The organism is Fluviicola sp. (assembly GCF_030151805.1).
Taxonomy (GTDB): domain Bacteria; phylum Bacteroidota; class Bacteroidia; order Flavobacteriales_D; family Crocinitomicaceae; genus Fluviicola.
In genome coordinates, this window is record NZ_JASLCN010000385.1 from 1 (window position 1) to 11,684 (window position 11,684).

Below are 11,684 nucleotides of genomic sequence, written 5' to 3' on the forward strand. Positions count from 1 at the left end.
GCTGCGAACACTGTTGTAGCAGATTTCACACTACCATACCTGTGCTGCTCGGATTGCAGACCTGTAGGATTTATTATGCCGGAAATCATTGCCGATCTTCGTTTATCCAGTGACCAGGTTTGTCTGAAATCACTGGGAAGTGCTACTGTTGACATGTATCGTTATCCTGCTGATGGAGTGGTAGAACTCTCTCCGACTGTACAGGGAATTACTGTAGTGGGAGATCAGCTGAAAATCGAGGCAACAAAATTCCCGGAAAGCGCTTACGGACAAGTACTTCATTTCACGTTAAACGGGCATCCGACCAATGCAGAACTTACGGTACACAAAGCCGTAGCTGCTACTCTTGTTGCTCCTGCAAACCCGATTACCAGTTTGACTGTTCCTTTTGACTGTAAGCTTCCTACAAACGTCAGTCCAAGTGATTTCACCTATTTCTGGGACTTTGGCGACGGAACAACAGCAACAGACAAATCTCCGACGCATACTTATTCTTCATCCACAAATACAGTGATTGTAAGGCTTACAGTGAATTCAGTTACAGACAATATGTGTCCGTTGACCACTGAAAAGGAATTGGAATTCGACGTGAACAACAACTGGCCTCCGGATCCGGTTACCTGCAAACTTGAATCTGAAGCATATTTCCTTACACAGAGAGCCCTGTTTGATCAAACCGTTGCAGAAATGGGACTAGATGGCGGAGTTGCGAGTGCAGCAGCACCTTCAGAGCTCCAGCAAATCATTACTGATTTCGGAAGTCTATACGACAATTTATTTGCCGATATGCCCGGATACCAAAATGGGAACTACAATAAAACAGTTGGTCCGACAGTAAGGAATCTTGCTTCACGCTTGTTTGATCAGGTTGTCATTGCAAATGATACGGGAGTAAATAAAAAACAGTTAGTAGATCTTTATCACAACCTGATGCGATCCGGAGTTTCCGTTGTTCGTTGCCAGGAGGAAGCAATTTTTAACCAGTTTGCTATTATGGAAATGATCGCAGCATTCAAAAATGCATTGGATCCGGGTATCACTCCGTCCTTTCCTTCAATGGGTATTCTATCCGGTAAACCGATAAATGTTACGTTCCTGGATGAAGTATTGACTCAACGCCAGGAGGGTTCCGCTTCGTGGAATGCGATCAGTGCTCTTCGAACAAATGTGATCTGGAAACCATAAGTTGAATGATTTGAAAATGAAGACAGAATCTTCACATATTGTCCATAAACTGATTGTGGAAGTTGAAACCAACTCCAAAGAAAAAGGTTATGCATTGAAGGATGACGCTGCCGGGTTTGTATCCGGCAGCCTCTCTCCGGCATTGGAAGAATTGTTTGAAGAGCTGGAAAAAAAACTCAACGGAAGGGTACTTACACTTGACCATCTTTCAATAACCATTTCTGCCAAAACAACTGATTTGACGCATGGCGATCTTGAACGGATGATAAGCGCTGCAATTCGGGAAGAAATCAAAACCAGTATTCCTGTTATTCCAGAATCTGCATTTGCCCATGTTCCTGAAACCACAAACGGACAGACACCACTTTCCACACAAGATACGGAGTCTCCGAAGCACTTGGTTTCAGCTGCAAGAAGGCAATTGCAGTCTGTTTTTCATTTCCTGAAAACCGGTACAAAACCCTGGTGGATTCCGAATAATGCAGCACTGAGCAAATTGATGGAAACCTCCAATCTGCTGGAACTTGCTTCCACTGACACGGAAACACTCATACAGGAATTGCAATCCGGTGTTCAGGGAACTTTTGTGAAACGCATGTTGTTTCAGCTTCCGGAATCAGTATTGATCGAATGGTTTGCAAGAGCATTTCATTTTCCGGCAGAACCTCCCCGCCAACAAAAGAAAACAGCTTCCTTCGAATCCCTGGAAACCAAAGAAAAATGGTGGAAAATGCTGTTAAAGGCCTTCGGGGAATCCCGTCAAAGAGGCATTGTTTCAGAAGCGGTAACGGAACAGTTGATTGTATTATTGACCCGAAAGGAGATTAAAGAACTCCAGGCTGCTATTCAATGCGTGAGTACCATCACCGGACAAGAAATTTCACCTGATCGGGAAAAAAAGCTGAAATCTATTTTGGAAAACAGTGCCGGAAAAAAAGCCATTGAAGTTGAAGAGAAAGCCGAACCTGTTAAGAAAGCGAATCCTAAAGAAGTTGTTGATTTATACGAGCCTGTTGAACACGCCGGACTGATCTTACTCCATCCTTTTCTCAAACCATTTCTCACGGAGATCGGCCTATTGAAGGACGATCAGCTCTCTGATCCGGAATTGGTTGTGCATGTCCTGCATTTTCTGGCAACAGGTCATGAAAGTGCCTGGGAATTTGAGCTTCAGTTTGAGAAATTCCTCTGTGGAATACCACCTGATGAACCCATTCAGCAAGAACGATTTATCTCAGAAGCAATCAAAGAAGAGGCCGGAAAATTAATTGCCGCCGTATTGGAACACTGGACCGCATTGAAAAGTGATTCACCCGATTTGCTTCGCTATGAATTTTTACAACGCGAAGCCAAAATCATTATAGAAGAATACCAAAGCACACGCCTGGTATTCGAACGAAAAGCACAAGATATTCTACTCGAAAAACTTCCGTGGAATCTCGGAATTGTCAAAATAGACTGGCGGGAAGACCTGCTATTTGTAGAATGGTAATAATACATAACAATGAAGACAAAAGTTAATACTCCTGATACTAAATCCGGTGCTCCATTCCGGAGCCGGGGCCGCGATCCCTTTGCGGTACAGGCGAAGCTGTTTGTCAATCAACCTGGCGACCAGCACGAAACCGAAGCCGATCAAGCGGCTGATCGTGTCGTGAATAGCTCCTCCTCACCTACCGGAACCCTTGCTGCTGAAAACACAGCACCTGTTCAACAGAAACCAATTGCTCAAACTGTAACTCCAACCATTCAACGGAAAGAAAATCCGGATCAAATGGGGCAACTTGATATAGATGGCACCGAAGATAAAATGGGAGCTATCGAATACAAAGGACCTGCGATTCAGCGGAAAGAAGATGAGTCGGCTCAGTTAAAAGAAGATGAAAATGCCCAGCTCAAGGAAGAGGACGCTTCCATGCAGCTAAAAGATGACGAATTCGTAAGCAAATTGGGAGATCCACCTGGAACTCCTGCACCGGAACAAGTTGCAAAAGACCAAAATACGTTACCGGAAAAACTCAACGAAAGCAAAGGACAAGGCATTCCTTTACCTCCTGAAACAAAAACTGAAATGGAAACCGGTTTCGGGGCTGATTTCGGGAATGTGAAAGTGCATACCGGCACAAATGCAGTCGATATGAACAAATCACTCGGCGCGAAAGCATTTACCAATAAAGAAAATATTTACTTCAATCAGGGGAAATTTGATCCCGCTTCCAAAAACGGTAAGCATTTGTTGGCGCACGAACTCACGCATACCATTCAGCAAGGAGCATCATTACCTGTTAACGGTAAAAATCCGGATGAAGAGGATAAAAAGCCTGATGTTACAGAAATCCGGAAAGATGTAAAAAAAGAAAAACAGCAAAAGGGAACTTCCGAAAAACCTGTCAAAGCATTGGCGGAAGCAAAAAAAATGCCGCAAGATCAACTTTCCAGGGGGAAAGAATTGGCTAAACAATTGGTTGAAACAACAAAACAGGGACAGAAAGAAACTCCGCAACAAAATAATCAGACAAAAGAGAATAAAAAGCCGGAAAACGATAAACAAGCACTGAATCAACCCATCGAAAAACCAGTTGAAGAAGAAGTAATAAACAAGCAGCAGGATCAGAAAAAAACGGAGGAAAAACTTCCGGAACCGATCCTGAAATCTGATATTGAGCCGGTTGAAAAAAAGACCGGAGAAGAATCTACTGATTTAAAAACAGAAGGAGATAAAACCGAAACCAAAAAAGGCGGAGTCGCTGAAGGAGGAAAAGGAAAACCGAAAGACCTGAAAGGTGCCGGGAATAAAGCAACCGGTAAAGAAAAGGAAAAAGACAAAAAAGACGACGACGAAGGAGATAAAACAGGAGGAGAAGATGCCGGGAAAACAGAAGTAGCAAGAGATTTCGACAATCCACCTGTAGTTGTAAAAGCACCTACTGAACCCGCTGTCGATAAAGCAGGAGAACCGATTGAACCGGATGAGGAAGCAAATATCAATGTTGAAGGACTGAACATAACTGCTCAGCAATTCCGTGACCAGGGGAAGGAAGCTTATGATCGCGCAAACACTCAGGCAACATTGCGCGTGGGTTTCCAATCGAAGTTGAACGAAATCAGTAAAACCGTTGCTCAATCGGATAAAACCCTTCAAAAATTAGAGAAAAACACAAAATACCGCGAGTCAAAGTTACCGTTGGCAGACAAACCGATGGCTACCTCCAAACAACGCCAACAAAAAGTTCAGAAAGAAGTGGGATTATACACTTCCACATACAATGAAAACAAAGGCGATGTAATGGATCTTGTGAAAGAAAGTAACTCTTTACTGGGTGGATCCAAGGAAAACGAAGATCCGGAAGAAGCAGATTCGGGAGAATTAACGAGCAACTTCGAGGAGTTAAGCTCAGGATCCGGAACCATTTCCGAGGGATTCAACGGTACAGGTGACAAAGCCAAGCAATTAACCAAAGATTCTACTAAAGCCGAAGTTCAGAATACGGTCAGTGATAAAAATCTTGCCGAAGCCAAACGAAAAGTAAAGGAATCGAGAAATAAGATTGATTCTGAAAAAGCGCGCAACCAGCAGGCCTGGAATAAAATCCGGAGCACGCAGCACCTGATGGATAAAAGCAAAAAACAGGAAGATAAGTTGCGTAATGACGGTACCAGTCTCATGACCACTTCATTCGATATCGAAGAGGAAACACGCACAACGCAAGGTACTTATTACACAGATATGAGTACGGTTCCCGGTTGGCAGGAACTGATGGCGAAGGAAGAAGAAGTTGCCTTTGAAGAAATGAAAAACGGTCATGGCGGTGATGCCCTGATCTTCCGATTCATGAGCATTAACAGTGATGAAGAACGAATTGCTTTTGTACGCAGCCTGAACGAAAATCAGCGTGCACAATTGGGTTCTCAGCTGGAAGGATTCAATAATAACTACGAAGCGTGGGCGGAATCCAAGAAAGTTCAGTTCATTACCAATGCCGAAAACAAACGCAACGCAGATTTTGTCAAATTCAATAACAAACGAAACAAAGGATTAAAATCTCCGCTCGACCGTGTTACGAAAAACCTTGAAAAGGTCAACAAAGTAGGGCTTTTCTGGTCACCGATCAGCGACACCTTAACAGGTATGCTCGACTCCCTGAAAAACATTACCTGGGCCGATGTCGGGAATTTCGTGAAAGGCATCGGGAACTTTGCTGTTTCCATGCTCGACCCAACTGAATGGTACGGCACCATTTCCAATAACGTCATGGGAATCTGGAAGAACCTGAGCGATTGGGGAACCTTTGAAAAAGATCCCGTGGGAACAGTTCTCACCAAAGGAGCAAATCTGGCTGTGAGCCTGTTGAACATCTGCGGTGTTATTTCCGTTATTCTTGGAGTACTGACCATAGCAGCCGGTGTAGCAGCCTTCTTTACTGCCGGAGCAACTCTTGGCTTAGCAATCTGGCTTGCCGATGCTACTATCACCATGGGAACAATTACATTCTGGATCGGTGTAGCCGCTGCTGTATTAGGCCTTTTGTCAGGAATCAAGAACATTTATGACCTCCATACCGCAAAAACGGCCGAAACCATGTTCCAGGAAACCGCCGCATTGAAGAAAGATGCTGCCAATACCTCAACCGGTATTCTCGGGATGATTGGTGGCAAGGGACAGGTCAAAGGCGGACAGGTGTTCAAAGACACTGTGACAAAATTCCCGAAAACATGGGCGAAACGTGGCTTTCTTTCACTGAAAAACGGTTTAACGAGCAAGTTCCTGAAGACGGTTCAGTTTACGAAATCGGTCTTTAAAAAGGAAACGTGGACAAAACTCTACCAAACCTTCAAGCTGGCAATCGTTACCAAAACAGATGATCTGTTCGGCTCGCTCACAGGCAGGAAAAAAACATTCAACGGACCTGACAAAACCCCTGACGCACCAAATAAAACTCCAGGAAAAACACATGGAGACAATAAAACACCGAATAAGACTCCGGGAGATAAAACACCGGATATTGACGAAGGTGAATTGGGTAAACTCAGCAAATACGAAGACGATGTGGACGACGCGACTAAAAAGAAAATGCGCGACAAAGCCGACAACGAAGTCGAAAAAGGACCGAATCATAATAGTAAAACCAAGGCATTGGTAATGGCTCGGATTATCGCTAAAACAAATGATCAGATTGATACGCCGATTCCTGTCTTGATGGGAGAATTAGCTCCTTTAAAAGCGATGAAAGGTGTAGACGGATTTGGAAGCAGGGAAAAAGGTAATGGTGTTTTCAGGATCATTATGTTTGGTTGTGAGCATGAAGTAGAAGACCCATATGAATTGGGTGGAGAGAAAAAAAATGAAAACCAGTCTGAGAAAAAAGACAACCTCCAAAATGACGAAAACAAAAATAATGAAGGTGAAAGTCAATTAAACAAAGAGCAATCAACGGGTGGAAAACAAAGCAATCTAGAAATCAATGGAGGTCCCGTAACTGCAAAGGCAGGTAAAAAATTCAAGGATCATTTTATTGATAAAAAAGAATACTTAGAAGAAATACTTGGCACAAAATATCCAAAATTGAAAACACATACTGATGAGTTTTTAAAAGACATCAGCAGGTTAATAAATGAAGATATATTTACATTTGTTGGTGACGCCACTTTGAAATTAGGACAACCTATTGTTAAAATATATAAAGGTAAAGGTTTTACTCTCGTTATGAAACCAGACGGGGAATGGGTTACATTATTAGAACAAGGGAAAGGAATGGATCTAGCAATAAAATACATAACACCATGATAAACAATTTATTAAAATTAAAAGACAAAGACATTTCTGATATCATTAAGATTGGATTTGTAGATATCGAAGATGGATTTGCTCATATGAGTTTTGCCGATAAATATCTTTTCATTCAATTTGATACGTTTTTTTTGAAACTGACTTCTGTTGAACAATATTCGCAACTTCAAATCGAGATAACTTCAAAAATAAGTTTCGATACTGAATTAGATGAAGATCTAATTCCAGCACAAGCCTCAATAGCAACAATTGTTTTGACTGACGATATGGCCGATAATAGAATCAATTCACTTGAAATATATAATTGTATCGATCGGCAGGATCAAGATATCTTATGCGAAGCCTTGTCAATATATTTAACATGTGGTCAGGAATTATTCATCGATCCAACCTATTATTTCGGTCTTAATATTGGTGGGAAAGAGCAAAAAGAAAAGTGGCTTATTAATTTATCGGTTGATTCGACTAAAGTTACTTCGGAAAGAATTGATTTATAATATCTCCTGACAAGTATCAACATAGATATCACATCCAACGGGTAGTTTTAGCTATGAGATCAATGATATTTGGTCACTATATCCCTCTGAAACAAGAATTTCTGATTCAATCGAAAAAGCTATTTCGGAATTATCATTATAAAATTTGAGTTTCTTAAAAACAAGATTAGCCGAATTATGAAAAAGACTAAAATATAAATTAATAGATCTACGATACCTTAAACTTACTCCTATGAATGAAAATTTAATCAAAGAAAAATCCGGCAATTACTTTTCGGAAAAAAAGTATCTGGAGAGATCGAATCCAAAAAGTCACATAGACCTTTCTAAAGAAATTGATGATAAGTTTAACATAAAAACACACATTGATTCGGATCGGGACTATGGTCATTCTAAGAACTTTTTGATGATTTTGAACCCGGAATTCGGAATTCTAAGTGGTGATTACGATTATCTCATTGATTCTGAAAAGGTGATGTTGGAGAAAACAAATCATAATAAACATTGGAGTGTTTATTTCAAACTAAGTCATATAGATAATATAGCATGTTATATTCTCAATTCCAGAAGTATTATTGACAATGATATTGATGTTGAAGAATGTCCTGAAGATGATTTTCCGGAAGAAATCACACAACAACTACATGCAATACTCGATGTGTTTTACAAACAAAAATGGTCTGTAACTAATTTCAATCAGCTGGAAAAAGAAAAAAGAGACTGGTTAGATTCTACTTTTCATTTTAAAGGCTATCAACCGAGTTTGGCTGATATACTATTCGGCAGTTTCGAGTTTTATTCCGCTGCAGGCATCTAATCTATCAAAAAGCAGTAATTTCCTATTTATCAGAAGTAAAGCACCATAATGGCTAAAAAACAAAACTTTTTATCAATAGAGAAAAAACTAAATGAAAGTACTTTATCCAAGCACCAAGTGCTTGATATTACTGATGATTTGTTTCTTTTAATCCAAATTGATGATGAATTAGAGAAAAATCTCTTAAATGAGTTAAGATCTACTTTTTTGGAAACTTTAACCAGATTAAACATGCTGGATTTAATGCAAAATCAAATGAATTATGCGATTAAAATAGCAGATGCTCCTGGTAAGTTATTGTATGAAGAGATGCACAAATTATTTTCATTATGTGATACCATTCATGCTTTAGAAAGTTTAGGATTGAATTCTGACAATCAGTTAAAAGAATTATATGAAACATCAATAAAAAATCGATTTGTAACCGAGAAAAAGAAAGCTAGAATGGTAGCTGAGGATAAATTCGAGGATAGGAAGTCTGATTTTTGGTGGTATAAAGAAATTCTCTTTTAATCACCAATAAATCCAAATTAAAAAAACAAACACAGTAAAACTTGATATAAAAAAAAGAATTAAAACCTCAGATCAACAAAGCACCATTATTCACTAAACCATTAGTCTGAGCCATGAAAGAGACTATTCACACATCTGAAAAATCAAGCGGCTCTCCATTCCGGAGCCGGGGCCGCGATCCTTTTGCTGTACAGGCAAAACTGTTCGTCAATCAACCAGGCGATCAGCACGAGGCCGAAGCTGACAACGCGGCTGAAAGCGTGATAAATGGCTCTTCACCTGCCGGCAAATCGACTTCCGGCGATCCTGCACCTGTTCAATTGAAACCGATTGCGCAAACCGTAACTCCCTATATTCAACGGAAAGAAAATCCGGATCAGATGGGCCAACTCGATATCGACGGCACGGAAGATAAAATGGGGGCTATCGATTATAAAGGACCTGCAATTCAGCGGAAAGAAGAAGATTCTGTTCAACTGAAGGAAGAAGACGAACCGGTTCAAAAAATGGAGGAAGATGGTGCAGAACCAGAGGCTTCAGAAGAGTCAGAAGTTGATGAACCTGATACAGATGAACCTGAAACTCCGGATGAAGGTGGAGATGGAGGCGTTCAAATGAAAGAGGAAGACGGTGATTCTTCAGTTCAAGCCAAACAATTTGACCAGGCTCCACCCGCTCCTTCAAACACGATTGCTTCACAACTTCAAAGTACAAAAGGACAAGGAAGTCCGCTCCCATCCGATGTGAAAACAGAAATGGAAACGGGTTTTGGTGCCGATTTCAGTAATGTGAAAGTACATACCGGAACGCAGGCTTCCGAAATGAATCAATCTCTAAGAGCCAAAGCGTTTACCAATAAAGGAGATATTTATTTCAACCAGGGGAAATTCGATCCGGCATCCCGGGACGGAAAATTCCTCCTGGCTCATGAGTTGACCCATACAATTCAACAAGGAGCAGCAGCCCCAAAAACGGATGTAAAACAAGATCCTGCTCAGCAACAGGAAAACGCACCGGAAGGTAAAAAAGAAGAACAAACCGGCTCTGAAACAAAAGCACCGGTATTGAAGGTTGCAGCGCCACAATCAAAAGGTGCAGAAGTTCCTCCTGCAACAAAAGAAGGCAAAACCGCCGTTCCAAAAACAGGAAAAAAGGACAAAAACGGGAAAGCAATTGAAGCCGAAGAAGGTTCCAAAGAAGAAGCTGCTCCCGAAAAGAAAAAACCGGATCCGAAATCAGACCCGAATTTCCTGGAAGTAACACAAAACATTGCTGTTACAGCTGATCAGCAATCTGCCCACCAACCAGCCGCAGAACTTTCCGAAGATTCCCAGGAAGCAGCACTTTCTCCGGGTAACGAACGCGAAAGTATTGCACAAGCCGATCAGGTGGATGAAATGGAAGAAGCAGAACCGAAGCCGTTCAGCGCCGCAGCTTTCAAAGCCAAACTCATGGAACGGATTGCAACCATGCAGCTTCCGGAAAACCAGGATCAGGCAGATAAATTTGAGAAAAACAATAACATTGACCAGGTCAATCAGCAAGCCATCGGGGATGTAAAAGCTGAAAAAGATGCTTCTGTAGGACCAGTGGCGGAAACAAGCCAGGCAGCTCCGCAAACAGACAAAGTTCCTGAGCGAAAAACGGTTCCGCTCAAACCACTCCAGAAAGGTCAAAAACCGGGAGATGTTGGAGCCGCAAAAGCCATTCCTCCGAAACGCGGAGAAGAGGAAATCAGCCAGCCGATACAGGAACAAACGGCGGAAGTAGATCAACGCATGGCGGAAAATGAAGTTACGGATCAACAACTCGAAAAATCCGAAGAACCGAAATTCATTCAGGCACTCGATAGTAAAAAGGACGCGAAAGCGAAAGCAGATGATGCTCCTAACAATTTCCGGAAAAAAGAAGATGAGACGTTACAAGGAAGCGCGATCAAAACCAGCGCGGCAAGTCAGGAACAATTGGCTGGTATGCATGCGATGCGGGGCGGAGCATTCCAGAAAGTCATGGGGAACCAGAAAAACACCGGTAAAAAAGATACCAGTGAACGCGAACGGATTGCCGGTGATATCAATAGCATCTATGAAACAACCAAAAAAGAAGTAGAAGGAATTCTCGATACACTCGAAGAACGCGTAGCATCCATGTTCGAAGCAACGGCAGAAAAAGCAAAATCAGTTTTTGAGAAGTATATCGAAACCAAAATGGCCTGGTACAAACTCAAACGTTACAGTGGTGCAGACGGTGCGCTGAAATGGGGTTGGGATCTCTTTGCCGGTTTGCCGGATGAAGTGAATCAATTCTTCGTTGACGGTAAAGAAGTATTCGCCAAAGTAATGGAAGCCGGAATCACAGTGATCGCCGGAGTTGTTGCCAGCGAACTCAACCGTGCTCAGAGTCGTATCAAACAAGGTAAAACCGATGTAACCAAATACGTTGAAAGTCTTCCTAAAAACTTACGTCATCTTGGAAAAGAAGCTGCGAGTGAAATTCAGGAAAAATTCTCGGCACTACAGGAAGATGTCAACAGTCGTGAAAATGCCCTGATTGAGACAATTGCACAGGAATACGTAGCAACAGTCCAGGAATTAGACGAACGCATTGAAGAAATGAAAGCTGCCAACCGCGGACTCATCGATGCGGTAATGGGCTTCATCAACGGAGTAATCGAAACGATTCTCAAGCTCAAAGAAATGATCACCAACCTGTTCGCTGCAATCAAGAGCGTAGTCGGTGTGATTATGGCAGATCCGATCGGCTTCATGGGTAATCTCTTTGATGGAATCGGACAAGGGATCGACGCTTTCAAAGCCAACATTCAGCAGCACTTGCTTGGAGGTTTACTCGAATGGCTCACTGGTTCACTCGGACCGATGGGAAT

Annotated in this window: 7 protein-coding genes; all 7 read left to right on the forward strand. The window is 41.9% G+C overall.

From position 1 onward, the window contains the following. The coding region (locus Q1V93_RS14510; RefSeq protein WP_300665652.1) for a PKD domain-containing protein at window positions 1-1,185 on the forward strand (1,185 nt) is incomplete at its 5' end. Window positions 1,186-1,201: 16 nt separating this feature from the next. Further along, on the forward strand, window positions 1,202-2,677 hold the full coding sequence (locus Q1V93_RS14515) for a contractile injection system tape measure protein (RefSeq protein ID WP_300665654.1): 1,476 nt from the start codon (window positions 1,202-1,204) through the stop codon (window positions 2,675-2,677). A 12-nt stretch (window positions 2,678-2,689) separates the two neighbouring features. Beyond that, on the forward strand, window positions 2,690-6,970 hold the full coding sequence (locus Q1V93_RS14520) for a DUF4157 domain-containing protein (protein ID WP_300665655.1): 4,281 nt from the start codon (window positions 2,690-2,692) through the stop codon (window positions 6,968-6,970). After that, entirely contained in the window at window positions 6,967-7,470 is a 504-nt protein-coding gene (locus tag Q1V93_RS14525) for a hypothetical protein (RefSeq protein WP_300665656.1), read from the forward strand. Before Q1V93_RS14520 ends, Q1V93_RS14525 begins: the two co-directional genes overlap by 4 nt. Before the next feature lie 232 nt (window positions 7,471-7,702). Then, window positions 7,703-8,287 (forward strand): hypothetical protein, encoded by a 585-nt coding sequence (locus Q1V93_RS14530; RefSeq protein ID WP_300665657.1) that lies wholly within the window; start codon window positions 7,703-7,705, stop codon window positions 8,285-8,287. A 48-nt stretch (window positions 8,288-8,335) separates the two neighbouring features. Beyond that, window positions 8,336-8,800: a hypothetical protein gene (locus tag Q1V93_RS14535; RefSeq protein WP_300665658.1), complete on the forward strand. Its 465-nt coding sequence runs from the start codon at window positions 8,336-8,338 to the stop codon at window positions 8,798-8,800. A 113-nt stretch (window positions 8,801-8,913) separates the two neighbouring features. Then, window positions 8,914-11,684, forward strand: a 2,771-nt coding sequence (locus Q1V93_RS14540; RefSeq protein WP_300665659.1) for a DUF4157 domain-containing protein, incomplete at its 3' end; no start/stop codon positions are given.